Here is a 25,537-nt window from a genome sequence, read left to right as displayed (position 1 = left end):
GACAGCTGGAGAAACCCGAGCATGAACCGCAAGACTTTGGTGCTGCCGGCCGTCATCGGCCTGCTCGCGCCGGTTCTCGCCGCCTGTGGCGGAACCGACAGCGGTAGCGACAACGGCGACGCGATCGTCGTCGGCACCACGGACGCGTTCACTGCCTCGAAGGACGCTCCCGCCCCGCTCGACCCGGCCTACGCCTACGACGTCGGCACCTGGAACATCCTGCGCCAGACCGTGCAGACCCTGATGATCCAGCCGCGCGGCGAGGGCGACCCGGTGCCCGAGGCCGCCCAGAGCTGCGGCTTCACCGACAGCGGCAACGAACGCTACGCCTGCACCCTGCGCGAGGGCCTGAAGTTCGCGAACGGCGACCCCGTCACCGCGGCCGACGTGAAGTACTCCATCGACCGCGCCCGCTCCCTCAAGGCCGACAGCGGCGTCTTCGCGCTGCTGTCCACCATCGACACCGTCGAGACCCAGGGCGACCGCGAGGTGATCTTCCACCTCAAGACCGCCGACGCCACCTTCCCGTTCAAGCTGTCCACCCCGGTCGCCGGCATCGTCGACCCGGACATCTACGCCAAGGGCAAGCTGCGCGACGGCTTCGAGGTCGACGGCTCCGGCCCGTACACCCTCCAGGCCGAGGTCAAGAACGACGAGCTGGTCTCCGCCGTGTTCACCAAGAACCCCGACTACAAGGGGAGCCTGAAGGTGAACAACGACAAGGTCGAACTGCGCAACTTCGCGGACGCCGACGAAATGGGCACCGCCCTCGACAAGGGCGACATCGACCTGATGACCCGCACCATGTCGCCCGAGCAGATCCAGAAGCTGTCGGCCGACTCCGACGACACCGTCGACCTCGTCGACATGTCCGGCCTGGAAATCCGCTACCTGGCCTTCAACACCAATGACCCGAGCGTCCGGAGCAAGGCCGTGCGCCAGGCGATGGCCCAGGTCATCGACCGCGGTGAACTCGTCTCCAAGGTCTACGGCTCCCAGGCCGAACCGCTGTACTCGCTGGTCCCCGCCAGCATCACGGGCCATTCCAACGCGTTCTTCAACAAGTACGGCGACCCGAGCGTGACCAAGGCCAAGGCGCTGATGGAGAAGGCGGGCGTCACCACCCCGGTGAAGCTGACCCTGCACTACACCACCGACCACTACGGCTCGGCCACCAAGAAGGAGTTCGAGCTGCTGCAGAAGCAGCTCAACGACAGCGGCCTGTTCGACGTCGACATCCAGGGCACCCCCTGGGCGACGTTCCGCCCCGCCGAGCAGAAGGGCGCGTACGAGGTCTACGGCATGGGCTGGTTCCCGGACTTCCCCGACGCCGACAACTACCTCGCGCCGTTCCTCGACAAGGACAACTTCCTCGGCTCGCCGTACGCCAACAGCGCGATCCGCAACACCCTCATCCCGGAGTCCCGCCGCGCGGCCGACCGGCTGTCCGCCTCCGGCAGCCTGACGGACATTCAGGACATCGTCGCCAATGACGTGCCCGTGCTGCCGCTGTGGCAGGGCAAGCAGTACGTCGCCGCGGGCGACGACGTCACCGGCACGGCGTACGCGCTCAACTCCTCCTCGACCCTTCAGCTGTGGGAGCTCGGCCGTGGCGTGAGCGGCTGACGTCTCCCCGCGCCCGGCGCCCAGGACCATGGCGCCGGGGTCGGCCCGGGATCGAGGACGCGGCCCGGGTATCTCACAACCGACGACAAGGCACTCGTACGTGAACATGCGCAACCAGTGGCCGGTCCTGCCCGTCGTGGCAGGGCTGGCCTCCGGCCTGCTGACCGGCTGTGGAACCGAAACGGGGGAATCCCGGGGGACCGGCACCTCGGTGGTCATGGGGATGTCGGACGACGTCCTGGCCACCGACCCCGCCTCCGGCTACGACCCGGGCTCGTGGCTGTTGTTCAACAACGTCTTCCAGTCGCTGCTCAGTTTCCCCAAGGGCGCCACCGAACCGCAGCCCGAAGCCGCCGAGCAGTGCACCTTCTCCGACACGGAGGCCAAGGTCTACACATGCACGCTGCGAAACGGGCTGAAATTCAGCAACGGTGACGCGCTCACCTCCAAGGACGTCAAGTTCTCCTTCGACCGCATGCTGAAGATCAACGCCCCCGACGGTCCCGCGGTCATGTTCCCCACGCTCGACAAGGTCGAGACACCGGACGACGAGACCGTCGTCTTCCGGCTCAACACGCCCGACGCCACCTTCCCGAGCAAGATCGCCTCCGGCGCCGGCTCCATCGTCGACGAGGAGCAGTACGACGCGAAGGGCCTGCGCAAGGACGGCGACGCGGTCGGCTCCGGCCCGTACAAGCTGGACAGCTTCGACGACGACGAGGCCGTCTTCTCCGTCAACGAGAACTACAAGGGCACGGCCGACGTGCAGAACTCCGGTGTGACGCTGAAGTTCTTCCACGGCGACCAGGACGCCCTGAAGAAGGACCTGCGCGCAGGCGAGGTCGACATCGCCTACCGAGGCCTCACCGCCGGCGACATCGCCGACATCGAGAAGTCCGGCGGCGACTCCGGTCTCGAGGTCGTCGAGGGCAGCAGCGCCGAGATCCAGCACCTGGTGTTCAACATGGACGACCCGGTCGCCGGAAAGCTCGGCGTCCGCAAGGCCATCGCCTACCTCATCGACCGTGACGCCCTCATCAAGGACGTCTACCAGGGCACGGCGAGCCCGCTGTACTCGATCATCCCGGCCGGTATCGGCGGCCACAACACGGCCTTCTTCGACACCTACGGCGCCCGCCCCTCCCGGGCCAAGGCCGCCGCCGCGCTGCGGGACGACGACATCACCGGCAAGGTCAAGCTGACCCTGTGGTCCACCCCGTCGCGCTACGGCCCCGCCACCGACCAGGAGCTGAAGGCGATAGCGCAGCAGCTCAACGACAGCGGCCTGTTCGACGCCGACGTGCAGTCCGTCGCGTTCGACCAGTACGAGAAGGACATCGCCGACGGCAAGTACGGCGTGTACGTGAAGGGCTGGATCCCGGACTACCCGGACGCCGACAACTTCACGTCCCCCTTCTTCGGCAAGGGCAACGTGCTGAGCAACAACTACAGCAACCGTTCGATCACCGGCTCGCTCATCCCGCGCACCGCCGCCGAGAGCGACCGCTCCGCGACGGACGACGAGTTCGGCCGGCTCCAGGACATCGTGGCCAGGGAACTCCCTGTCCTCCCGGTCTGGCAGGCCAAGCAGTACGCGGTCGTCCGCGACAACGTCTACGGCCTGGAGTACTGCCTCGACGCCTCCACCGTCTTCCGCTTCTGGGAGCTCAGCAAGGGCTGACGGACGACCGTACCCGCCGTACATGCACAGAGGGCGCCCCTTCTCGAGAAGGGGCGCCCTCTTCGCCGTGCCACGGGCTCCTACTGTGCGCCGGGACGCACCAGCCCGCTCTCGTACGCGTACACCGCGGCCTGCACCCGGTCCCGCAGGCCCAGCTTGGTGAGCACATGGCCCACGTGCGTCTTCACGGTGGTCTCGCTGACGAACAGATCCGCGGCGATCTCCGCGTTGGACAGCCCCCGCGCCACCAGCTTCAGCACCTCCACCTCGCGGTCGGTGAGCGTGTGCAGGGTGTCCGGGACGGGCTCGTCGCCGGACGGCAGATGCGTGGCGTACTTGTCGAGGAGCCGGCGCGTGATGCTCGGCGCGAGCATCGCCTCACCGGCGGCGACCACACGGATCGCCTGCACCAGCTCATTGGCCGGGGCATCCTTCAGCAGGAAGCCGCTGGCACCCGCCCGCAGCGCCTCCACCACGTACTCGTCGAGATCGAAAGTGGTCAGCACCAGCACCTTCGCCGGGCCGTCCCGCCCGGGCCCGGTGATCTGCCGCGTCGCCTCGACACCGTCCATCCGGGGCATGCGGATGTCCATCAGAACCACGTCGGGCTGCAGGGCCCGCACCTGATCGAGAGCTTGAAGGCCGTCACCGGCCTCGCCCACGACCGCGAGGTCCTGCTCCGCTTCCAGGATCATCCGGAAGCCGGTGCGCAGCAGCGGCTGGTCGTCGACCAGTAGGACGCGGATGGCCACGTAAGTCTCCTTCGCTAGTCCGGCCCCATTCTGCCCTGCGTGTCACCGCCGGACTCGCCCGCCCTGACCGGCAACGGATAAGGCGGGGGAGTGCCGCCGAATTCCGGGCAGTGGGCCTGGTGGTCGCACCAGCCGCACAGCTTCGTCGGCCGGGCACGCCACTCGCCCGTCTCCGTCGCCTGCCGGATCGCGTCCCACAGCGCGAGCAGCTTGCGCTCCACCCGCTCCAGGTCGGCGAGGACCGGGTCGTACGTCACCACGTCACCGCTGCCGAGGTAGACGAGCTGGAGCCGGCGCGGGATCACCTGCTTCAGCCGCCACACGACGAGCGCGTAGAACTTCATCTGGAACAGCGCACCCTCGGCGTACTCGGGCCGGGGCGCCTTGCCGGTCTTGTAATCGACGATCCGCACCTCGCCCGTGGCCGCCACGTCGACGCGGTCGATGATCCCGCGCAACCGCAGCCCCGAGTCCAGCTCGGCCTCGACGAACAGCTCACGCTCGGCGGGCTCCAGCCGGGTCGGATCCTCCAGACCGAACCAGCGCTCGACGAGCTGCTCCGCCTCACCGAGCCATTTCGCCAGCCGCTCGCCCTCGGGATCGTCCTCGAACAGCTCCACGACCTCCGGCCTGCTCTCGCGCAGCCGGTCCCACTGGCCGGGGATGAGGGCCTTGGCGCGCGGGGCGGTCCGCTCGGCGGCCGGGGCGTCGAAGAGCCGCTCCAGCACCGCGTGCACGAGGGTGCCCTTGGTCGCCGCCGCGCTCGGCTTCTCGGGCAGCCGGTCGATCACCCGGAACCGGTAGAGCAGCGGGCACTGCATGAAGTCACTGGCACGGGACGGCGACAGTGAAGCAGGCGGTATGGCCGGGCGCGCGGCCGCGCCGACCGCCGTGGCCGCGCCCGCCCCCGGCTCGACCGCGTTCTCACCCGCCTCGACCGTCACCACCGCACTGTCCGCCCCCGCCGGGTACGGCTCCGCCCCCGCTGGGTACCCGTCCGCCACCGGCACTGCCGCCGGCGCGACGTCACTGCCGCAGTCCGCTGCGGCACCCTCCGTGCTCGTCTCCATGTCCACAGACCTTACGGCCCGCCACTGACAGTGACCCAGCCACCGCCGTCAGGCCTGCGCCTACAGGGAAACCGAGGGGGTGCCGGGGCGAAAGGCGTCACCGCGGCCGCATACCATCGACCCCAGACCCATCCGCCCGGCAGGCGCGGAAGACGCTTCGAACGAGGGGACACCGTGGACGAGAGCGGCGGGAGCGGGCAGCCGCGGTCCGGCACCGACGAGTCGACCGATCGCCGAGCGGACCGTATGACCCCGGCCACCGACCCCACACGCCCCGACCCGGCCCCGACCGCCGAACAGCCCGCGGACGCCCAGCCGGCGGACACCGACCGGGACGACGCCGTGCGCGAAGCCACTCAGCCGCCGCTCCGCGCCGAGAACAGCTCGCAGGACGAGACCCCGCGACACCCACGGGGCGCGGACGCCCCGAGTGACACGGGCGGCGAGGCAGACAGCGAGAACGGCGACAGCGAGACCAGTGGGAACGGGGCAACCCAGCAGGGCCCCGCCGATACCCCTCACGACCCCACGGCACCGGCATCGCCCCCGCCCCCCGCGCAGGCGGCGCCTCTCGCCCCACGCGCCCGCCGTCGCCCGACTACCCCTGTCGGCCACGACGTTCGACCGCTCCGTGACGCGAACGGCGCCAGGACTCGGCCGCGGACGTTGACTCAGACCCCAACCCGTCCCGCGGATTTCCGACGTGCCCCCGACGCCGAACGCGCACCCCCGCCCGCACACCCTCCACCGAGCCAGGACACAACCAGGCCTCCTCAGCCCACCCCCGGCACCCCCGAGCGCCACCTCGCCCACTCCGGCGCGGGCAAGACCCGCCCGCCCCAGCGCCCCCGGGAGCCCCGAGGCGGGCTGCTGATGGGCCGGCCGTTCGGCGTGCCCGTGTACGTCGCCCCCAGCTGGTTCCTCGTCGCCGCCCTCATCACCTGGGTCTTCGGCGGACAGCTCGACCGGGTGCTGCCCGAGCTCGGCGCCGCCCGCTACCTCGTCTCCCTCTTCTTCGCCGTCGCCTTCTACGCCTCCGTCCTCGTCCACGAACTCGCCCACACCGTCGCCGCCCTCCGCTTCAAGCTCCCCGTGCGCCGCATCCAGCTGCAGTTCTTCGGCGGCGTCTCCGAGATCGAGAAGGAAGCCGAGACACCGGGACGGGAGTTCGTGCTCGCCTTCGTCGGCCCCCTGCTCTCCCTCGTCCTCGCCGGCGTCTTCTACGCCGCCATGCAGACCGTCGAACCCGGCACCGTACCCGGCGTCCTGCTGGCCGGCCTGATGGTCTCCAACCTCATCGTGGCCGCCTTCAACCTGCTCCCCGGCCTGCCCCTCGACGGCGGCCGCATGCTCCGCGCCGTCGTCTGGAAGATCACCGGCAGGCCGATGAGCGGCACCATCGCCGCCGCCTGGATCGGCCGCGCCCTCGCCGTCTCCGTCCTCGTCGGACTCCCGCTGCTCACCCAGTCCGGAGCCCTCGGCGCCGACGCCGTGGACAACGTCGGCATGGACACCGTCATGGACGCCCTGCTCGCCGCCATCCTCGCCGCGATCATCTGGACCGGCGCCGGCAACAGCCTGCGCATGGCCCGCCTGCGCGAACACCTCCCCGAACTGCGCGCCCGCACCCTCACCCGCCGCGCCGTCCCGGTCGAGACCGACACCCCCCTCTCCGAGGCCCTGCGCCGCGCCAACGCCGCCGGCGCCCGCGCCCTGGTCGTCGTCGACGCCGACGGCAACCCCCTCTCCCTCGTCCGCGAGGCCGCCATCGTCGGCGTACCGGAACACCGCCGCCCCTGGGTCGCCGTCAGCGGCCTCGCCCAGGACCTGACTGACGGCATGCGCGTCTCCGCGGAGCTCGCGGGCGAGGAACTCCTCGACGCCCTCCGCGCGGCACCGGCGACCGAGTACCTCGTCGTCGAGGAGACCGGAGAGATCTACGGCGTCCTGTCCGCGGCGGACGTGGAGCGCGCCTTCGTGAAGGCCATGGCCCGCCCCAGCTGAAGCACCGGCACACACGCGTGGTCGGCGACCCCCCGAAACGCCGGTAGGCTGTTCACATGTCCGAACCGACCGGTGCCGCCCGCAGGCGCGGGCCCTTCAAGGTCGGGGACCAGGTTCAGCTGACCGACCCCAAGGGCCGCCACTACACGTTCACGCTCGAGGCCGGGAAGAACTTCCACACCCACAAGGGTTCCTTCCCGCACGACGAGCTGATCGGCGCTCCCGAGGGCAGCGTTGTCCGCACCACCGGGAACGTCGCCTACCTCGCGCTGCGCCCCCTGCTCCCCGACTACGTCCTGTCCATGCCCCGCGGCGCCGCCGTGGTCTACCCCAAGGACGCGGGGCAGATCCTCGCCTTCGCCGACATCTTCCCCGGCGCCCGCGTCGTGGAGGCCGGCGTCGGCTCCGGCTCGCTCAGCAGCTTCCTGCTGCGCGCCATCGGCGACCACGGCATGCTGCACTCCTACGAGCGCCGCGAGGACTTCGCCGACATCGCCAAGCAGAACGTGGAGCGCTACTTCGGCGGCCCGCACCCCGCCTGGCAGCTCACCGTCGGCGACCTCCAGGACAACCTGAGCGACACCGACGTCGACCGCGTCATCCTCGACATGCTCGCCCCCTGGGAGTGCCTGGAAGCCGTCTCCAAGGCACTGGTCCCCGGCGGCATCGTCTGCTGCTACGTCGCCACCACCACCCAGCTTGCCCGGACCGTCGAGTCCATCCGCGAGATCGGCTGCTTCAACGAGCCGACCGCCTGGGAATCGATGATCCGCAACTGGCACATCGAGGGCCTGGCCGTCCGCCCGGACCACCGGATGATCGGCCACACCGGCTTCCTGCTCACCGCCCGCCGCCTCGCCGACGGCGTCGAGCCGCCCATGCGTCGCCGCCGCCCCGCCAAGGGTGCCTACGGCGAGGACTACGAAGGCCCCAACGCCGACGGAGGCGCCGGCCGCTGACGCGGCCTCGTACCGCATTCAACGAACAAGCGCTGTGGTCGAGTTCCCGGAACGCCTCCGGAACTCGACCACAGCGCCTTTCTGTTGACGCAACACCAACAACCGACAATCCGAACATCGCACGACACCCGTACGCCCCCTCCGCACCCCCAACCACCGGACATCCGGCACCGGAACTCCACACCCCGCCGTTCCCCCGGACTGTGACGTGTGGCACCATGCTGGCCACCCCCCACCCCACCGGCACAGCCCTCACAGGAGACGCTCCTAGTGCAGCAATCCGCCGTCCCGGAACTGGCACACACTCACACCCGACCCATGCACTGGCTCGCCACCGCCACAGCGGTCGCCGGTGTCGTGGCCCTCTCCTCGGTCCTGCAGCCCAACTCGGCGACGGCGGCCCAGGCGGCGGCCCGGAAGCCAGGACCGCCCCCGCGGCCACCGCACCCCCCGACCCCACGGGCGTCGACTTCCCGCTCGAATGCGGGCCGGTGAAGGCGATCGTGGTCAAGAAAGCCACCGGAGACCTGGACGGCGACGGCAGCCCGGAGACCGTGGCCGTCGTGCACTGCGACTCACCCATGGGCACCCCGCCCGACGGCCTCTACGTCCTCACCCGGGCCACGGAGACCGCCGCGCCCCGCCTCATCGCGACCCTCATCAACCCGAAGGACAACATCACCGTCAGTGACGTCGCCGTCCGTGACGGAGCCGTCGTCACCGACCTGCTCGGCTACTCGTCAATCGACGTACCGCGCTGCTGCCCGGACGTGAAGAACAGCGCGAAGTGGCAGTGGAAGAACGGCGCGTTCGTCCGCTCGACACCCGCCGGTGCCCACAGCGTCTGACCAATGCCATCGCACTTGTGAGAAATCAGACAGTCGTAACACCCCGTATGCGCAAGGTCACTCGGCGTCCGGACCGTACATCTCGACCTTGTCCGAAACACGACGCACATGGATGCACTCGCCCGGACACTCCTTCGCCGAGTCCACCACATCCGTGAGGAGCGGCAACGGTACGGGCGTTGTGGCCCCCTTGGCCTGCAGCAGCTCGTCCTCGCCGCTCTTCACATAGGCCAGACCGTCGATGTCCAGCTCGAACACCTCGGGCGCGTACTGGGCACAGATGCCGTCGCCGGTACAGAGATCCTGATCGATCCAGACCTCCAGCACCTCGCCGTCGACCCCGGCCGCCTGCTCCACGCTCATCTCTCCTGCCGTTTGCTACGCCCAGCTGTACGGGAATCCGGCCAGCTCTGACGGGTGTTGAACACTTCGACCCTACCTCCGGCGGCTTCCCAATCATGTTCGGTGGGTATTCCCCTGGCGTGAGGGAGAGCGCAAGGGTGAAGATCGGACACACCTCGACAGTCTTTGTGATCTAGGGGTTTCAATCGACACCCACCCAGGTAGGGTCTGGAAGCGTCCAGCTCCCCTTGGAGGAGGTGAGGACCGTGGCAGCCCACGACGACGACATGAACCGCGGCATCCGCCCGGGACGAGGGTCCGACGACCCGGCCGGGCAGATCGCCTACCTTGAGCAGGAGATCGCCGTCCTGCGACGCAAGCTCGCCGACTCTCCGCGACACACGAGGATTCTCGAAGAGCGGATCGTCGAGCTGCAGACCAATCTGGCCGGCGTCTCCGCACAGAACGAGCGACTGGCCAACACGCTCCGTGAGGCCCGCGACCAGATCGTGGCCCTCAAGGAAGAAGTCGACCGGCTAGCACAGCCGCCGGCCGGCTTCGGTGTCTTCCTGCAATCCAACGAGGACGGCACCGCCGACATCTTCACCGGAGGCCGCAAACTCCGCGTGAACGTCAGCCCGAGCGTCGAACTCGACGACCTCAGGCGCGGCCAGGAGCTGATGCTCAACGAAGCGCTCAACGTGGTCGAAGCCATGGAGTACGAGAGCGTCGGCGACATCGTCACCCTCAAGGAGATCCTCGAGGACGGCGAGCGCGCCCTCGTGGTAGGGCACACCGACGAGGAACGGGTGGTACGGCTCGCCGAGCCGCTGCTGGACGTCACCATCCGCCCCGGCGACGCCCTGCTGCTCGAACCCCGCTCCGGCTATGTCTACGAGGTCGTACCGAAGAGCGAAGTCGAGGAACTCGTCCTCGAAGAAGTACCGGACATCGGCTACGAGCAGATCGGCGGCCTGGGCAACCAGATCGAAATGATCCGCGATGCCGTCGAGCTCCCCTACCTCTACCCCGACCTCTTCAGGGAGCACGAACTTCGACCGCCCAAGGGAGTCCTCCTTTACGGGCCCCCCGGATGCGGCAAGACGCTCATCGCCAAGGCCGTCGCCAACTCGCTGGCCAAAAAGGTCGCCGAGGTCACCGGCCAAGCCCAAGGCAAGAGCTTCTTCCTCAACATCAAGGGCCCCGAACTCCTCAACAAGTACGTCGGCGAAACCGAGCGGCAAATTCGCCTCGTCTTCCAGCGAGCCCGTGAAAAGGCCAGCGAGGGCACACCCGTCATCGTCTTCTTCGACGAGATGGAATCCCTCTTCCGCACCCGCGGCTCCGGCGTCAGCTCGGACGTGGAGAACACCATCGTCCCCCAGCTGCTCGCCGAGATCGACGGCGTGGAAGGCCTGCAGAACGTGGTCGTGATCGGCGCCTCCAACCGAGAGGACATGATCGACCCCGCCATCCTGCGCCCCGGCCGCCTCGACGTGAAGATCAAGATCGAGCGTCCCCACGCCGAGGCCGCCAAGGACATCTTCGGCAAGTACCTCACCGAGCGCCTCCCGCTGCACTCCGAAGACCTCGGCGAGCACAGCGGCAGCAGGACGACCACGGTCCAGAGCATGATCCAGACCGCCGTCGAGCAGATGTACGCCGAATCCGAGGAAAACCGCTTCCTGGAAGTCACCTACGCCAACGGCGACAAGGAAGTCCTCTACTTCAAGGACTTCAACTCCGGCGCCATGATCGAAAACATCGTGGGCCGCGCCAAGAAAATGGCGATCAAGGACTTCCTCGAACACAACCAGAAGGGCCTCCGCGTCTCCCACCTCCTCCAGGCCTGCGTGGACGAGTTCAAGGAGAACGAGGACCTGCCCAACACCACCAACCCGGACGACTGGGCCCGAATCTCCGGCAAGAAGGGCGAGCGGATCGTCTACATCCGCACCCTCATCACCGGAAAGCAGGGTGCAGACACCGGACGCTCCATCGACACGGTGGCGAACACCGGTCAGTACCTGTAAAAGGCAGGGCGGCTGCGGGTGCCCTCACCGGGTACCCGCAGCCCACTGTTTTTCAGGCCAGAACCGGAACACGAGGCGTGCAAGGCAATGACGCAAATGATCTCCCCACCAGCGCAGAGGCGTTCTAGGCTCTTCCGTACCGCCGAGTCGCGCAGTGCGGGGACGGGCACCGCACACGCAACCGAGCGCCAGCGGTATCTGTGCAGCGCCCACGACCGAGGGTGCCGCCGGGCAAGGAGGGCCGCATGACCGTACGGCGAGTAATGGGCATCGAGACGGAGTACGGGATCTCCGTCCCCGGCCACCCCAACGCCAATGCCATGCTCACCTCATCCCAGATCGTCAACGCCTACGCGGCGGCGATGCACCGGGCCCGCCGGGCCCGCTGGGACTTCGAGGAGGAGAACCCGCTGCGGGACGCGCGAGGCTTCGACCTCGCCCGCGAGGCCGCCGACTCCAGCCAGCTCACCGACGAGGACATCGGCCTCGCCAATGTCATCCTCACCAACGGAGCGCGACTCTACGTCGACCACGCGCACCCCGAATACAGCGCACCCGAGGTCACCAACCCACGGGACGCCGTCCTGTGGGACAAGGCCGGCGAGCGCATCATGGCCGAAGCCGCCGAACGCGCCGCCCAGCTCCCCGGCGCCCAGCCCATCCACCTCTACAAGAACAACACCGACAACAAGGCGCCTCCTACGGCACGCACGAGAACTACCTGATGAAGCGGGAAACCCCCTTCTCCGACATCGTGCGCCACCTCACGCCCTTCTTCGTCTCCCGCCAGGTCGTCACCGGAGCAGGCCGCGTCGGCATCGGCCAGGACGGCCACGAACACGGCTTCCAGCTCAGTCAGCGCGCCGACTACTTCGAGGTCGAGGTGGGGCTGGAGACCACGCTCAAGCGCCCGATCATCAACACCCGCGACGAGCCGCACGCCGACGCCGAGAAGTACCGGCGCCTACACGTGATCATCGGCGACGCGAACCTCTCGGAGATCTCCACGTACCTGAAGCTGGGCACGACGGCCCTGGTCCTGTCGATGATCGAGGACAGCTTCATCGCCGTGGACCTCGCCGTCGACCAGCCCGTACGCACACTCCACCAGGTCTCGCACGACCCGTCACTCCAGCGCCTGATCACCCTGCGTAGCGGCCGCACGCTGACCGCGGTCCAGCTCCAGATGGAGTACTACGAGCTGTCGCGCAAATACGTGGAGGAGCGCTTCGGCGCCGACGCCGACGAGCAGACCAAGGACGTCCTCACCCGCTGGGAAGACACCCTGAACCGCCTGGAGCGGGACCCGATGAGCCTCGCGGGCGAACTGGACTGGGTCGCCAAGCGGGAGCTCATGGAGGGCTACCGACGCCGCGACAACCTCGACTGGGACGCCGCGAAGCTCCACCTCCTCGACCTCCAGTACGCCGACGTACGCCCCGACAAGGGCCTCTACAACCGCCTCGCGGCCCGGGGACGCATGAAGCGCCTCCTGGACGAGACAGAAGTCGAGAGGGCCAAGACCAAGCCGCCGGAGGACACCCGCGCGTACTTCCGCGGACGCTGCCTGGAGCAGTACGCCGACGACGTCGCCGCGGCCTCCTGGGACTCGGTGATCTTCGACCTGCCCGGTCGGGACTCCCTCCAGCGCGTTCCAACCCTCGAACCGCTTCGCGGAACGCGAAATCATGTCAAGGAGCTCCTGGACCGCTGCCGCACGGCGGAAGACCTGGTCAGGGTCCTGTCAGGCGGCTGAGGGGTACTCGGGCTGTGTCCGTCGGACGCCGACTGGGCAGGGTGGAAAACCCGGCGTCCGGGAATCATCGAGATGGCCCCCGTACGTTGGAGAAACTGCGGGGCCGATGTCAGACCCGGCTTGTAGGGTCTGATCATCACCGATCGGCAGGAAAGCCGACCTGTCGACCATGTCGGGCGAACTGAGCGGGGTGAGGGATATGGCAACCAAGGACACCGGCGGCGGACAGCAGAAGGCCACGCGTTCCACTGAGGAGGTCGAGGAGCAGGCGGCAGAGACGCAGGCTTCTGAGGACCTCAAGGAGCGGCAGGAGAAGCTGAGCGACGACGTCGACTCGGTTCTGGACGAGATTGACGACGTACTCGAGGAGAATGCCGAGGATTTCGTTCGCTCCTTTGTGCAAAAGGGTGGCGAGTAAAGGGAATCGGGTCGCTTTTGCCTTCGAACTGAAGGTGGCGGGGGATGAGGGTGGCTGGGGATCCGAACGTGAAGGAGTGCACGGGTTGCAAGCGAGACTTGCCTCCCGAGGCATTCGCACCGGACAAGAACCGGCGTGATGGCCTTCAGGTGCGGTGCCGGGAGTGCGTAGCGGAGTACAGCGCAGCGCACTACCGGCACCGCCGGGAAGCCATAGGCAAGGCCGTACGGGAGAAGGTGGACGTTCCGGCCGGGCTCAAGCTCTGCCGGACGTGCGGGGAGATCAAGCCGCACAGCGAGTGGCATCGCAACGCCACCGCACCTGACGGTCTGTCGACCCGGTGCAAATCGTGCCGGGCCATCCAGGGACGGCAGGGCCATCTGAAGCGGCAGTACGGAATCACCGAAGCCGAGCGCGACGAATTGGTTGCCTCCCAAGGAGGCGTCTGCTGCATATGTTTGGCAGCTCTCCCCGAGCATGTGGATCACTGCCATGAGACGGGTAGGGTCCGTGGCGTACTGTGCTTCAGCTGCAACGCCGCACTGGGGCAGTTCAAGGATCGGCCCGACGTCATAAGGCGGGCTGCTGCTTACGTGGAAGGAATCGCGTGGAAGCCAACACTCGTAGCACCGGGCGTCTACCAGCTGCCTTCCTGACGCCTGGGTCGTCCTCGTTCATGGACTTTCTCTCGGAGCACCAGCCGGAGATGCTGCCGGGCAACCGTCAACTCCCGCCCATGCAGGGCGTGATCGAGGCGCCGCACGGCACCACGATCGTGGCTGTGACGTTCCCTGGCGGTGTCGTGCTGGCCGGTGACCGGCGGGCCACCATGGGCAACATCATCGCGCAGCGGGACATCGAGAAGGTCTTCCCGGCGGATGAGTACTCGGCCGTCGGTATCGCCGGTACGGCCGGTCTGGCCATCGAGATGGTGAAGCTCTTCCAGTTGGAGCTGGAGCACTTCGAGAAGGTCGAGGGTGCTCAGCTGTCGCTGGAGGGCAAGGCGAATCGTCTGTCGACGATGATTCGGTCGAACCTGGGGATGGCCATGCAGGGGCTGGCCGTGGTGCCGATCTTCGCCGGTTACGACGTGGATCGGGAGAAGGGGCGGATCTTCTCCTACGACGTGACCGGTGGTCGTTCCGAGGAGCACGGTTACGCTGCCACCGGCTCGGGGTCGATCTTCGCGCGCGGTGCCATGAAGAAGCTCTACCGTGACGACCTGAACGAGGCCGAGGCCACGACGCTCGTGGTGCAGGCCCTGTATGACGCGGCTGACGACGACTCGGCGACCGGTGGTCCCGATGTCGCCCGCCGGATCTACCCGATCGTCACCGTGATCACCGAGGCCGGCTTCCGTCGGCTCAGCGATGGCGAGTCCTCTGAGATCGCCCGTTCCATCCTGGAGCGGCGTCTGGAGCAGCCCGACGGCCCGCGGGCCGCGCTGCTGTAGGCGGCGGGTCGGTCTTATCAAGGTGATCCTGTGACTTCGACAGAAAGGGACGGATAACCGGTGTCGACGCCGTTCTATGTCTCACCCCAGCAGGCCATGGCCGACCGGGCGGAGTACGCCCGTAAGGGCATTGCCCGTGGTCGCAGCCTGGTCGTGCTGCAGTATGCCGACGGCATTGTTTTCGTCGGCGAGAACCCGTCCCGCGCGCTGCACAAGTTCAGCGAGATCTATGACCGGATCGGCTTCGCGGCGGCCGGCAAGTACAACGAGTACGAGAACCTGCGGATCGGCGGTGTGCGGTATGCCGATCTTCGTGGTTACACCTATGACCGTGACGATGTGACCGCCCGTGGTCTCGCCAACGTCTACGCCCAGACGCTGGGCACGATCTTCTCTTCCGCGGCGGAGAAGCCGTATGAGGTGGAGTTGGTCGTCGCCGAGGTCGGTGTGACTCCGGAGGGTGACCAGATCTATCGGCTGCCGCATGACGGCTCGATCGTGGACGAGCACGGCTCGGTCGCGGTCGGCGGTAACGCCGAGTTGATCAGCAACTATCTGGATCAGCGTCATCAGGACGGTATGAGCCTTGCCGAGGCTCTCAAGCTGGCGGTCCAGGCTCTGTCCCGTGAGTCGAACGGCACGCAGCGGGAGATTCCCGCGGAGCGCCTGGAGGTCGCGGTGCTGGACCGTACGCGTCCTCAGTCGCGGAAGTTCAAGCGCATCGTCGGTCGTCAGCTGGCCCGGCTGCTGGAGGCGGGCGGGGCGACCACCGAGGCCGAGAGCGCCGACAATGCCGACAATGCGGAGGATTCCGAGGACTCCGGCGGTTCCGAGGAGTAGCGCCGACCTCGGTCGCCGACTTCGCTCGCCGACCTCACTTCGCCCGTACTGTGCCCCGGCCGCCCGCTCGGCCGGGGCACAGGGCGTTCAGGGCGCGCTGGGCGGTGCTGTGGAGCCTCGTACGACGAGTTGGACCGGGATGTCGCCTGCCTCGGGCTCGCGGCCTTCCAGGACCGCCAGGAGGGCTTGCATGCCGCGTTCCCCGAACAGTTCGGCGTCCAGTCGTACGGTGGTCAGTTCCGGGTCGATGGCGGTGGCGAGGGCGAGGTCGTCCAGGCCGGTGACGGAGATGTCGTCGGGGATGCGCAGGCCGAGGCGGCGTGCGGCCTTGTAGGCGCCGGCGGCGAGTTTGTCGTCGTCGCAGATGATCGCGGTGGGGCGGGGGCCCTTGGCGGAGAGTGCGGTTTCGGCTGCGGTGAGGGCGCCGTCGATGGAGATGGGGGCGCGGATCGTGAGCAGTGATGTGCCGGGTACCTCGCCGACGCGTGCGGCGAGCTCACGCGCGCGTACGTCGAAGGTCCAGGACGGCACGTCGGCCGCGAGGTGCAGGATGCGGCGGTGGCCGAGGGTGAGCAGATGTTCGGCGACTTGGCGGACGCCGTCGGTGATGTCGAGGTTCACGGTGGCGGCGCCGAGGCTGCCCTGGGGGTCGCTGTCCAGCATGACCAGGGGCAGTTGGTCGCCGCGGATGGCGGTGAGGGCGTCGGCGGCCATGGAGGAGGCGATGACGCCGTCGAGGGCGGCTTGGGCGGAGGCGAAGGGGTCGCGGGCGGGGCCGATGCCCTCGGGGGAGGGGTAGAGGACGACGCCGAAGCCGTTCTGGGCGGCGATGCGGGCGGCGCCGGTGTAGACGCCGGCGAAGAACTCGGTCGTCAGGGCGGGGACGACGAGGAGGACGGTTCGGGTGCGGCCGAGGCGGAGGTTGCGGGCGGCGAGGTTGGGTCGGTAGCCCAGGTCGCGGGCGGCCTCGCGGACGCGTTCGGCGGTGGTCTCGGAGACGCGTCCGCGCCACTTGTCGCCGAGCACCAGGGAGACCGCGGCCTGGGAGACTCCTGCGGCCTGGGCGACGTCCCGGCTGGTGGGGCGCGTGCTGCCGTGTGCCACGTTCGCCTGTTCTCCTCTTCCTGGTGGTGTGCCTGCGGGCGTTTCGGCCCGGCGGCTCACTGCGGTCGTCTGGACTCGTGAACAGCGCACATGGTACGTATGACGGGAGACGTTATACGTAAAACTTCAGCCAGCGGAGGGCGGCGCGGCCGATGACCGGCGCATACGTGGAGATCCTGAGGGCGAGGCATGCCGCCCGGCTGCTGGTCGGCACGCTCGTAGGGCGGCTGCCGAACGCCGTCGCCGCGATCGCGATCGTGTTGTTCGTGCGCGAGGAGGGCGGCTCGTACAGCATGGCCGGCGGCCTGGCGGCTGTGTACGGGGTCGCGAACGCCGTGGGGCAGCCGGTGCTGGGCCGGCTGGTGGACCTGTACGGCCAGCCGCGGGTGCAGCTGCCCGCCGTGGTCGCCTCGGCCCTCGGGATGGCCGCGTTCGCCTTCGTGGGGATCGGGCCGCTGCCGCTCGCCTACGCCGCCGTCGCGGCCGCCGGACTGTTCACGCCGCCTCTGGAGGGTGGTCTGCGGGCGCTGTGGTCGTCGGTTCTTCCCAGGGAGGACCAGGTGCACACGGCGTATGCGATGGATGCGGTGGCGCAGGAAGTCATGTTCACCATCGGGCCGTTGCTGCTGACGCTGGGCGCGTCGCTGTGGTCGGCGCAGGCGGCGCTGCTGCTTCTGAACGTCGTCGGGGTGCTGGGCGCTCTCTCGGTGGTCGTCTCGCAGCCCTCGCGCGCGTGGCGTTCGGAGCCGCGTGAGGCGCACTGGCTGGGGGCGTTGCGCTCACCGGGGCTGCTCGCGCTGCTCGCGTCGTTCCTGTTCATCGGGATGGCGCTCGGCTCGATCGCGGTGGCGGCCGTCTCGTATGCCGACGGCCATGGGGGTGATGCGGTGTACGGCTGGATGATGGCGGGTCTGGGGCTGGGTGCGCTGATCGGTGGCGTGGCGTACGGGGCGCGGCAGTGGGGCGGGGAGCCGGCGCGGCGACTGCGGCTGCTGGTGGCGCTTCTGGCGGTGTGTTACCTGCCGCTGATGCTGATACCGGGTGCGGTGGCGATGACGCTGCTGGCCGTGCTCGCGGGTGTGTTCCTCGCGCCGTGCATCGCGTGTGCGTTCGTGCTGGTGGACCGGCACGCACCGCGTGGGACGGTCACTGAGGCGTTCTCCTGGCTCGTGACGACGTTCACGGTGGGCGCGTCGGTCGGAACGGGTCTGGCGGGGCCGGTCGTCGAGGAGGGCGGGGCCCTGTGGGGGTTCGCCGTGCCGAGTGCCGCGGGGGCCGTGTCATTGCTGGTCCTGCTGGCCACGGGGCGGGTCCTGGCAGCTCCCGCGAAGAGCGCGGTGGTTGCGGCTTCATCGGAAAATGATCCAAACCGTGCCGTCGAACCCCGTTTCAGCTCGGGGGATCGGGCGTAATGTTCAGTCATGGACCGCCGCATTTTCGGGCTGGAGAACGAGTACGGCGTCACGTGCACGTTCAGGGGACAGCGCCGCCTGTCGCCTGACGAGGTGGCGCGGTACCTCTTCCGCCGTGTCGTGTCATGGGGCCGCAGCAGCAATGTCTTTCTGCGAAACGGCGCCCGCCTGTATCTCGACGTGGGCTCACATCCGGAATACGCGACACCGGAATGTGACAACGTGACCGAACTGGTCACCCACGACAAAGCAGGCGAGCGCATTCTCGAAGGACTCCTGGTGGACGCCGAACGACGCCTGCACGAGGAAGGAATCGCGGGCGACGTCTACCTCTTCAAGAACAACACCGACTCGGCGGGCAACTCCTACGGCTGCCACGAGAACTATCTGGTGGCCCGGCACGGGGAGTTCTCCCGGCTCGCGGACATCCTCATTCCGTTCCTTGTCACGCGCCAGCTGTTGTGCGGTGCGGGCAAGGTCCTGCAGACCCCGCGTGGTGCCGTGTACTGCGTGAGCCAGCGGGCGGAGCACATCTGGGAGGGCGTCTCCTCGGCGACGACCCGTTCCCGGCCGATCATCAACACGCGCGACGAGCCGCACGCGGACGCCGAGCGCTACCGGCGCCTGCACGTCATCGTGGGCGACTCGAACATGTCCGAGACGACCATGCTGCTCAAGGTCGGCGCCACCGACCTGGTGCTGCGCATGATCGAGGCGGGCACGGTGATGCGTGACCTGACCCTGGAGAACCCGATCCGGGCGATCCGCGAGGTCAGCCACGACATCACGGGCCGCCGCAAGGTGCGCCTGGCCAGCGGCCGGGAGGCCTCCGCGCTGGAGGTGCAGCGCGAGTACTACGAGAAGGCCGTGGACTTCTGCGAGCGCCGCGGTATCCGTACCGGGACGGTCGAGCAGGTCCTGGAGCTGTGGGGCCGCACGCTGGACGCGATCGAGGCCGAGGACCTCGACCGGATCGGCACCGAGATCGACTGGGTCATCAAGTACAAGCTCATCGAGCGGTACCGGGCCAAGCACAACATGACCATGTCGCATCCGCGGGTCGCTCAGATAGACCTCGCCTACCACGACATCCATCGCCGTCGCGGCCTGTACTACCTGCTGGAGAAGAAGGGGCAAGCCGCGCGTATCTGCAACGACTTGAAGATCTTCGAGGGCAAGTCCGTGCCGCCGCAGACCACTCGGGCCCGGCTGCGCGGTGACTTCATCCGCAGGGCCCAGGAACAGCGCCGCGACTTCACCGTCGACTGGGTCCACCTGAAGCTCAATGACCAGGCGCAGCGCACGGTGTTGTGCAAGGACCCGTTCCGTTCGGTGGACGACCGGGTGGAGAAACTCATCGCCGGTATGTGAGTGCCGGGTTCCGGCGAAATCCCGGAACGCAACACGGGCGCCGTACGTTTACCGTACGGCGCCCTTCTCACGCCGTAGAGTTGCGCGCACGCCATCCACAAGATCGACGATTACGAGGCCCCCACCGTGCGCCGACGCTCACTGCTCATCGCCGTACCCGCAGGACTGGTCACGCTCGCCGGATGCGGCGACGACGACGGGGCCGACTCGGCCGAGGGAAACGCCAGTGCGTCGCCCTCGACTCCTGAGGCGTCGGCCGCTCCGTCGCCGAAGATCGTGGACGGTCCGCTGCCGGCGATCACCGCGGGCACGAAGTTCGGTGAGAAGCCGACGGTCGCCAAGGGCAGCGGCGATCCGTCGAAGGACCTCGCGGTGAAGACGGTCATCGCGGGCGGCGGCAAGGTGGTGGCGGAGAACGACTACATCCAGGCCCACTACCTCGGTCAGACCTGGGACACCGCGAAGGTCTTCATCAACTCCTACGACGCCAAGACGCCGGCGCTCGTCCCGCTCGCCCAGGGCCAGATCTACGACGGCTGGCGGTACGGGCTGGCCGGCAAGAAGGTCGGCAGCCGCGTCGAGATGGCCGTCCCTCCCACCTGGGGCTACGGCAAGGAGGGCAACGCGCAGGCCGGGATCAAGGGCACCGACACGCTGGTGTTCGTGCTCGATATCCAGGACACGTTCAGCACCAAGAGCTCCGCCAAGGGCACCGACGTCGCCCAGGACAACGTCGACCTGCCCAAGGTCGGCACCAACACCGACGGCAAGGCGCCGTCCCTCGAGATCCCCAAGACGGACCCGCCGAAGAAGCTCGTCGCCAACTACGTGATCGAGGGCGACGGCGACGAGGTCGCCGCGGAGAACTCGGTGCTGGTGCAGTACAAGGGCGTGCAGTGGGACACCGGCAAGGAGTTCGACTCGACGTACGCCAACAAGCAGCTCGCGTCGTTCTCGCTCCAGCAGGTCGTCAAGGGCTGGTCGCAGGGGCTCACCGGCAAGAAGGTCGGCAGCCGGGTGCTGACCGTCATCCCGCCGGAGCTGGGCTACGGCGACAACCCGCCGCAGGGCAGCGGCATCGCCAAGGGAGCCACGCTGGTCTTCACGGTGGACATCCTGGCGAAGATGTGAGGCTGCCCGAGGTGATGAAAGACTGGGGCCGTTGCCTTTCCACAACAAGCATGGAGCGTAAGACGTGAGCATCGACAAGCCCGAGATCGACTTCCCGGGCGGCGAGCCCCCGGCGGACCTCGAGATCAAGGACATCTGGGAGGGCGACGGCGCGGTTGCGCAGGCGGGCCAGACCGTCACCGTCCACTACGTGGGTGTCGCTTTCAGCACGGGTGAGGAGTTCGACGCCAGCTGGAACCGCGGCACGCCGTTCCGCTTCCCGCTGGGTGGCGGCCGCGTCATCAAGGGCTGGGACCAGGGTGTGCAGGGCATGAAGGTCGGCGGTCGCCGCCAGCTGACCATCCCGGCCCACCTCGCCTACGGCAACCAGAGCCCCACCCCGGCGATCAAGCCCGGTGAGACCCTGATCTTCGTGGTCGACCTGCTCGGTGTCTGAGCGTCGCGTCTGACGGCGTACGACTGATCGGCGTACGACCGGACCCGACTACCTGGGGTCCATGCCTGTCCGGGCATGGGCCCTCGGCTTTTGCCACGCCACCGCGGGGCGGTACGGTCACGGTCGTAAGCACCATAGGGGAGGCGAAGGGCGTCGATGGCCATTGCCAAGGCCGAGCGGCTCATGAACCTGGCGCTGTGTCTGCTGGGGACGCGGCGGCCGCTGAGCAAGCGCGAGCTGCGTGAGTCCATCGAGGCCTACCTGGAGGCCGGCTCCGACGACTCCTTCAACCGGATGTTCGAGCGCGACAAGGACGACCTGCGCGAACTCGGGCTGGTCATCGAGACCGTGGAGAACCTCGACGGCGAGGTCGGCTATCTGGCCCGCCGTGACAGCAACCGCCTGCCGCCCATCACCCTCGATGCCGAGGAGGCCGCCGCCCTGGGGCTGGCGGCCAAGGTGTGGCAGCAGGCCCGGCTCGCGGGCGCGGCCAGCGGCGCCCTGCAGAAACTGCGCGCGGCCGGGTTGCCCGAGGACGTCGACCCGTACGAGGCACACGGCGCCCTGGAGCCCCGTATTCCGGTGCACGAGGCGGCGTTCGAGCCGCTGATGCTGGCCTGCCGGGATCGCCGCCCGGTGGTCTTCGACTACCGCAAGGCCACCGCCGCCCGGCCCGAACCCCGGCATGTCGAGCCGTGGGCGCTGGAGTGCTGGCGCGGCCACTGGTATCTCGCGGGCTGGGACCGTGACCGTGGCGCCGAGCGGGTGTTCCGGCTGTCCCGGATCACCGGCAAGGTCCGCAGTCGCAGTGGCCGCTTCACGGCCGAGGTCCCCGATGTCGTCACCGTGCGGGAGACCGTGGCGAGCTGGGCGGGGGAGACCGCCGACCGCTCCGCGTTGATCCGGCTGCGTACGGGCGCCGGCTACCCCCTTCGGGCGAAGGCCACCTCGGTGCGGGAACTCGGGGACGGCTGGGACGAGTTGGAGATTCCGTACGGCCACGGGCTGGATGCCTGGCTGGTCGAGTTCGGGCCGGATGTGGTGGTCCTGGAGCCCGTGGAGCTGCGGGCCGACGTGGTGGACCGGCTGCGTGCCGTGGCCAAGGGCTGAGGGGAGCGGAGCGACACAGTGGCAGGTAAACCGGTACGGCCCGTCAACGCCATCGACCAGACCCGGCGGATGCTCTCCCTGGTGACGTATCTCAGGGAGCGCCCCGGCGCCCGCGTCGAGGACGTCGCGCGCGCCTTCGGCATCTCCGAGGACGAGCTGATCTCCGACCTCGACGTGCTGCCCATGTGCGGCACCAGCTTCCGCGGCGGCGACCTGCTCGACATCGACACCGACGGCGAGCGCATCTGGTGGCACAACCCTGCCGCCCTCGGGGCGGACGGGGCCGAGCCGCTGCGGATCGCCGCCGACGAGGCGACCGCGCTGCTGGTGGCCGCGCGGGCCGTGTCCACGCTGCCGGGACTGCGCGAGAGCGACCGGCAGGCACTGCTGCGCGCGACCGCCAAGGTGGAGACCGCGTCCGGGGAGGCGGCCGGGGCCAGCTCCCGGCTGTCGGTGACCTTCGAGTCCGAGGGCGGCGTCTTCGCCGACGTGGACCGTGCGATCTCCGAGCGGCGCCGCCTGTGGATCCGCTACTACTCGCCGGCCCGCGACGAGGTCACCGAGCGCGAGATCGACCCGATCCGCCTGGTCAGCGTCGGCCACACCTACGTCGAGGCCTGGTGCCGTCGCTCCGAGGCGCGCCGCACCTTCCGGCTCGACCGGGTCGCCGAGATCAAGATCCTGGACGAGCCGTCCGCGCCGCCCGAGGTCGAGCTGCGCGACCTGTCCGAGGGGCTCGTGCAGCCCGCCGCGGAAGATCCGGAGGTCGTCGTCGAGGTCGGCCCGGGCGGGCGCTGGGTCGCCGAGTACTACCCGCACGACAGCGCGGATGAGCTGGCCGACGGCGGTCTGCGTATCACCCTGCGCACCCCCGAGCCCGCGTCGCTGCGGCGCCTGGCGCTACGGCTCGGACGTGACGGCCGTATCGTCTCGCCGCCCGAGCTGGCCGACAGCGCCCGGCAGGCGGCCCGCGAGGCGCTGGCGGCGTACGACGGGGTCGAGGTGCAGAGCGCTCACGGGGCGCACCGGCTTCACGACGGGCAGTAGGCATGCGGTTGGACAGGCAGTGCGACAGGCAGGAGCGAGGGCTTTGAGCGAGTCGGCGACGTCTGGTGCGGTGGGAATGTCGGTGGCGTCCGCGTTCGCCGGGATGAGAAGCGTGGCTCCGGTGGTGTTCAGGGCGGGCTGCCCGGACTGCCGGGGTCATTTCGAGCTCGCCGCGAGTGCCCTGCGCCTCGCCATCGGCGCGACCAGCCGTACGACCTTCTACTCCTTCACCTGCCCCGACTGTGGCGCCTCCGTTCGCAAGCCGGCCGGTGAGCGGATCGTCGAGCTGCTGACGGGCGGCGGGGTCAGCACCCTGCGGCTGCACTCCACGCTGTAGGACGGTCTAGGCTCGGCGTCATGTTCTGGCCGATGTTCGCGGTAGCTGTGGGTTTTCTGGGTCTCGCCGTACTCGGTGTGCTCGCCGTGCGGGTCTTCCTTGAGGCGCAGCGTCTCGGCAGGCAGGTCACGGATTCCGCGCGACGCATCAGCAGGGCTGCCGAGGATCTGGAGCGGGCGAGTATGAGCGCGGCCCGGGCTGTGGACTCGCTGTAGTCCGTCCAAGTATTGGGTGTGAGTCCTGCGCCGCATGCGTTTTGGGCCACTTCGCCCTGTCAACTTGACGGTCGGGACAGGTACGCTGCTGGTCGCGGCCCGGAGAACGAGGCCCGGTCCGCGGACAGGGAGTACGCACGGGGATTGCCTGACGTTTACCCCTGAGCGTTACGATCGCTGGCAACACGACCGTTCGGACACATGTCCGACCGGTCGGACAGCACCCCACCACAGCCGCCTCGGTGAGAAGGTAAAGACTTATGTTCGGAAGGCTCGGAGCCCCCGAGATCATTCTCATCCTCGTCGTCATCATCCTGCTGTTCGGCGCGAAGAAGCTTCCGGACATGGCGCGCTCGCTCGGCAAGTCCGCCCGGATCCTGAAGAGCGAGGCCAAGGCGATGAAGGACGAGGGCAAGTCCCCCGCCCCGGCCGACCCGCCGAACAACAACGAAGAGCAGCCCCCGGCTCAGCGCATCATCCAGGCCGCCCCCGGCGACGCGACGAACGCACGCCCGGTCAACGAGCCGACGGACACCACCAAGCGCTGACGCAGGGCCGGTGACCTCCGGCCCGCTGCACGAGATGGGAACGTGGGTTGCTGAAGTCTGCCCGCAAAGAGGAGAAGGATCCCGAGGGGCGGATGCCCCTCGCGGAGCACCTTCGTGAGCTTCGCAACCGGCTCGCGAAAGCGTTGCTCGCGATCGTCATCGTCACGGTCGTCGCCGCCTTCTTCTATCAGGACATCATCAACTTCTTCACCAAGCCGGTCCTCGAATCGGTCGGCTGCCCGAAGTCGTTCGAGGAACTGGCCAAGACGGCGCGCGACGAGAATCCGTGTGCGCAGATCACGATCAACGGTCTGCTCGCGCCGTTCACGCTGGCTCTGAAGGTGTCCCTGATGGCCGGTGTCGTTCTGGCCGCGCCGGTCTGGTTGTACCAGCTGTGGGGCTTCGTCGCCCCCGGCCTGCACAAGCACGAGCGGAGGTACGCCTACGCGTTCGTCGCCACGGGCTTTCCGCTCTTCCTCGCCGGTGCCTTCTTCGCCTACAAGGTGCTGCCCAAGACCGCCGACGTCCTGATCGAGTTCACCCCGTTCGGCGTCGACAACCTGCTGCCGCTCGACGATCTGCTCGACCTCGTCACGCGCATGGTCATCGTCTTCGGTCTCTCCTTCGAACTGCCCCTGCTGCTGGTGATGCTCAACTTCACGGGCGCCCTCACCGGTAAGCGCATGCTCGGCTGGTGGCGCGGCATGATCATGGGCATCACGGTGTTCGCGGCGATCGCGACGCCGAGCACCGACCCGCTGACGATGATGGCCCTCGCGGGACCGATCTGGGTCCTGTACTTCGGGGCGGTCGCCGTCTCCCTGGTCAACGACCGCCGCAGGCGCCGTCGCGACGAGATGGGCCCCGACGACGACGAGGCCTCCGACCTGGACCTGACGCCCGAGGACATCGGCGAGGTCGAGACCGTCTCCGCGAGCCGGGCGCTGCCCGAGCAGGCAGGCCCCGACCGGGTCAACGGCTACGACGACGTCACCTGAGACGCGATTCCCACAGATCCTGAAGGGCGGTTTTCAGGGATCTGAG

23 protein-coding genes and 2 pseudogenes are annotated in these 25,537 nt (G+C 68.5%); 21 read left to right on the top strand and 4 right to left on the bottom strand.

The features are described 5' to 3' along the window. Window positions 1–21 precede the first annotated feature (21 nt). Both AB5J49_RS09660 and AB5J49_RS09655 read left to right on the top strand, forming a co-directional pair. Complete coding sequence (locus AB5J49_RS09660; RefSeq protein WP_369168113.1) at window positions 22–1,626, top strand: ABC transporter substrate-binding protein; 1,605 nt, start codon at window positions 22–24, stop codon at window positions 1,624–1,626. A gap of 100 nt (window positions 1,627–1,726) precedes the next feature. Further along, on the top strand, window positions 1,727–3,307 hold the full coding sequence (locus tag AB5J49_RS09655; protein WP_369168112.1) for an ABC transporter substrate-binding protein: 1,581 nt from the start codon (window positions 1,727–1,729) through the stop codon (window positions 3,305–3,307). A gap of 80 nt (window positions 3,308–3,387) precedes the next feature. On the opposite strand, the gene AB5J49_RS09650 is transcribed toward AB5J49_RS09655, so the two are convergent. Together AB5J49_RS09650 and AB5J49_RS09645 are read right to left on the bottom strand one after the other, a co-directional pair. Next, on the bottom strand, window positions 3,388–4,059 hold the full coding sequence (locus tag AB5J49_RS09650; protein WP_030606450.1) for a response regulator transcription factor: 672 nt from the start codon (window positions 4,057–4,059) through the stop codon (window positions 3,388–3,390). A 14-nt stretch (window positions 4,060–4,073) separates the two neighbouring features. Continuing rightward, window positions 4,074–5,129, bottom strand: coding sequence for a RecB family exonuclease (locus tag AB5J49_RS09645; protein ID WP_369168111.1), 1,056 nt, complete (start codon window positions 5,127–5,129; stop codon window positions 4,074–4,076). A 174-nt stretch (window positions 5,130–5,303) separates the two neighbouring features. Between AB5J49_RS09645 and AB5J49_RS09640 the strand changes: the two genes are divergently transcribed. The 3 genes and pseudogenes from AB5J49_RS09640 to AB5J49_RS09630 all read left to right on the top strand — a co-directional run bounded on the left by AB5J49_RS09640 (window position 5,304) and on the right by AB5J49_RS09630 (window position 8,940). Further along, entirely contained in the window at window positions 5,304–7,133 is a 1,830-nt protein-coding gene (locus tag AB5J49_RS09640; protein ID WP_369168110.1) for a site-2 protease family protein, read from the top strand. 56 nt (window positions 7,134–7,189) lie between these two features. Continuing rightward, window positions 7,190–8,092, top strand: a complete 903-nt coding sequence (locus AB5J49_RS09635) for a tRNA (adenine-N1)-methyltransferase (RefSeq protein WP_369168109.1) — start codon at window positions 7,190–7,192, stop codon at window positions 8,090–8,092. A 270-nt stretch (window positions 8,093–8,362) separates the two neighbouring features. After that, window positions 8,363–8,940 (top strand): annotated as a pseudogene (locus AB5J49_RS09630) (hypothetical protein). Window positions 8,941–8,997: 57 nt separating this feature from the next. Here the strand turns inward: AB5J49_RS09630 and AB5J49_RS09625 are convergent. Further along, window positions 8,998–9,303, bottom strand: a complete 306-nt coding sequence (locus tag AB5J49_RS09625) for a ferredoxin (protein ID WP_369168108.1) — start codon at window positions 9,301–9,303, stop codon at window positions 8,998–9,000. 245 nt (window positions 9,304–9,548) lie between these two features. Here AB5J49_RS09625 and arc point away from each other — a divergent pair, with 245 nt between their 5' ends. The 6 genes and pseudogenes from arc to prcA all read left to right on the top strand — a co-directional run bounded on the left by arc (window position 9,549) and on the right by prcA (window position 15,782). Further along, window positions 9,549–11,315, top strand: a complete 1,767-nt coding sequence (gene arc / locus AB5J49_RS09620) for a proteasome ATPase (protein WP_369168107.1) — start codon at window positions 9,549–9,551, stop codon at window positions 11,313–11,315. Window positions 11,316–11,560: 245 nt separating this feature from the next. Continuing rightward, a pseudogene (gene dop / locus AB5J49_RS09615) lies at window positions 11,561–13,071 on the top strand (depupylase/deamidase Dop). Window positions 13,072–13,270: 199 nt separating this feature from the next. After that, window positions 13,271–13,489 carry a ubiquitin-like protein Pup gene (locus tag AB5J49_RS09610; protein ID WP_030955201.1) on the top strand — a complete coding sequence of 73 codons (219 nt, stop codon included), beginning with the start codon at window positions 13,271–13,273 and terminating at the stop codon, window positions 13,487–13,489. Window positions 13,490–13,533: 44 nt separating this feature from the next. Continuing rightward, window positions 13,534–14,145 carry an endonuclease VII domain-containing protein gene (locus tag AB5J49_RS09605; RefSeq protein ID WP_369168106.1) on the top strand — a complete coding sequence of 204 codons (612 nt, stop codon included), beginning with the start codon at window positions 13,534–13,536 and terminating at the stop codon, window positions 14,143–14,145. Next, window positions 14,097–14,942 (top strand): proteasome subunit beta, encoded by an 846-nt coding sequence (prcB, locus tag AB5J49_RS09600; RefSeq protein ID WP_369168105.1) that lies wholly within the window; start codon window positions 14,097–14,099, stop codon window positions 14,940–14,942. The genes AB5J49_RS09605 and prcB overlap by 49 nt, the downstream gene beginning before the upstream one ends. A gap of 60 nt (window positions 14,943–15,002) precedes the next feature. After that, on the top strand, window positions 15,003–15,782 hold the full coding sequence (gene prcA, locus AB5J49_RS09595) for a proteasome subunit alpha (protein WP_369168104.1): 780 nt from the start codon (window positions 15,003–15,005) through the stop codon (window positions 15,780–15,782). 87 nt (window positions 15,783–15,869) lie between these two features. On the opposite strand, the gene AB5J49_RS09590 is transcribed toward prcA, so the two are convergent. Then, on the bottom strand, window positions 15,870–16,886 hold the full coding sequence (locus tag AB5J49_RS09590; RefSeq protein ID WP_369168103.1) for a LacI family DNA-binding transcriptional regulator: 1,017 nt from the start codon (window positions 16,884–16,886) through the stop codon (window positions 15,870–15,872). Window positions 16,887–17,038: 152 nt separating this feature from the next. Here AB5J49_RS09590 and AB5J49_RS09585 point away from each other — a divergent pair, with 152 nt between their 5' ends. The 10 genes from AB5J49_RS09585 to tatC all read left to right on the top strand — a co-directional run bounded on the left by AB5J49_RS09585 (window position 17,039) and on the right by tatC (window position 25,491). Continuing rightward, window positions 17,039–18,298 (top strand): MFS transporter, encoded by a 1,260-nt coding sequence (locus AB5J49_RS09585; RefSeq protein WP_369168102.1) that lies wholly within the window; start codon window positions 17,039–17,041, stop codon window positions 18,296–18,298. A gap of 9 nt (window positions 18,299–18,307) precedes the next feature. Continuing rightward, window positions 18,308–19,669, top strand: coding sequence for a Pup--protein ligase (gene pafA, locus AB5J49_RS09580; protein ID WP_217214436.1), 1,362 nt, complete (start codon window positions 18,308–18,310; stop codon window positions 19,667–19,669). Window positions 19,670–19,795: 126 nt separating this feature from the next. Next, the gene (locus AB5J49_RS09575) at window positions 19,796–20,800 is read left to right on the top strand and encodes an FKBP-type peptidyl-prolyl cis-trans isomerase (RefSeq protein WP_369168101.1); all 1,005 of its coding nucleotides are present in this window, start codon (window positions 19,796–19,798) and stop codon (window positions 20,798–20,800) included. Window positions 20,801–20,864: 64 nt separating this feature from the next. Then, window positions 20,865–21,236 carry an FKBP-type peptidyl-prolyl cis-trans isomerase gene (locus tag AB5J49_RS09570; protein ID WP_030053355.1) on the top strand — a complete coding sequence of 124 codons (372 nt, stop codon included), beginning with the start codon at window positions 20,865–20,867 and terminating at the stop codon, window positions 21,234–21,236. 156 nt (window positions 21,237–21,392) lie between these two features. Next, window positions 21,393–22,346 carry a helix-turn-helix transcriptional regulator gene (locus AB5J49_RS09565; RefSeq protein WP_369168100.1) on the top strand — a complete coding sequence of 318 codons (954 nt, stop codon included), beginning with the start codon at window positions 21,393–21,395 and terminating at the stop codon, window positions 22,344–22,346. Between the two features lie 18 nt (window positions 22,347–22,364). Next, on the top strand, window positions 22,365–23,393 hold the full coding sequence (locus AB5J49_RS09560; RefSeq protein WP_369168099.1) for a helix-turn-helix transcriptional regulator: 1,029 nt from the start codon (window positions 22,365–22,367) through the stop codon (window positions 23,391–23,393). 43 nt (window positions 23,394–23,436) lie between these two features. Further along, the gene (locus AB5J49_RS09555; protein WP_369168098.1) at window positions 23,437–23,730 is read left to right on the top strand and encodes a hypothetical protein; all 294 of its coding nucleotides are present in this window, start codon (window positions 23,437–23,439) and stop codon (window positions 23,728–23,730) included. A 20-nt stretch (window positions 23,731–23,750) separates the two neighbouring features. Further along, window positions 23,751–23,945 (top strand): hypothetical protein, encoded by a 195-nt coding sequence (locus tag AB5J49_RS09550; RefSeq protein ID WP_128427945.1) that lies wholly within the window; start codon window positions 23,751–23,753, stop codon window positions 23,943–23,945. Window positions 23,946–24,205: 260 nt separating this feature from the next. Beyond that, entirely contained in the window at window positions 24,206–24,493 is a 288-nt protein-coding gene (gene tatA / locus AB5J49_RS09545; RefSeq protein ID WP_369168096.1) for a Sec-independent protein translocase subunit TatA, read from the top strand. Window positions 24,494–24,540: 47 nt separating this feature from the next. Continuing rightward, on the top strand, window positions 24,541–25,491 hold the full coding sequence (gene tatC / locus AB5J49_RS09540; protein ID WP_369168095.1) for a twin-arginine translocase subunit TatC: 951 nt from the start codon (window positions 24,541–24,543) through the stop codon (window positions 25,489–25,491). The last annotated feature ends 46 nt before the right edge of the window (window positions 25,492–25,537 follow it).

The sequence above is a fragment of the Streptomyces sp. R28 genome (genome assembly GCF_041052385.1).
Lineage (GTDB): Bacteria > Actinomycetota > Actinomycetes > Streptomycetales > Streptomycetaceae > Streptomyces.
The sequence above is the reverse complement of the archived record's forward strand: the minus strand, read 5'-3'. Positions and strand labels throughout refer to the sequence as shown.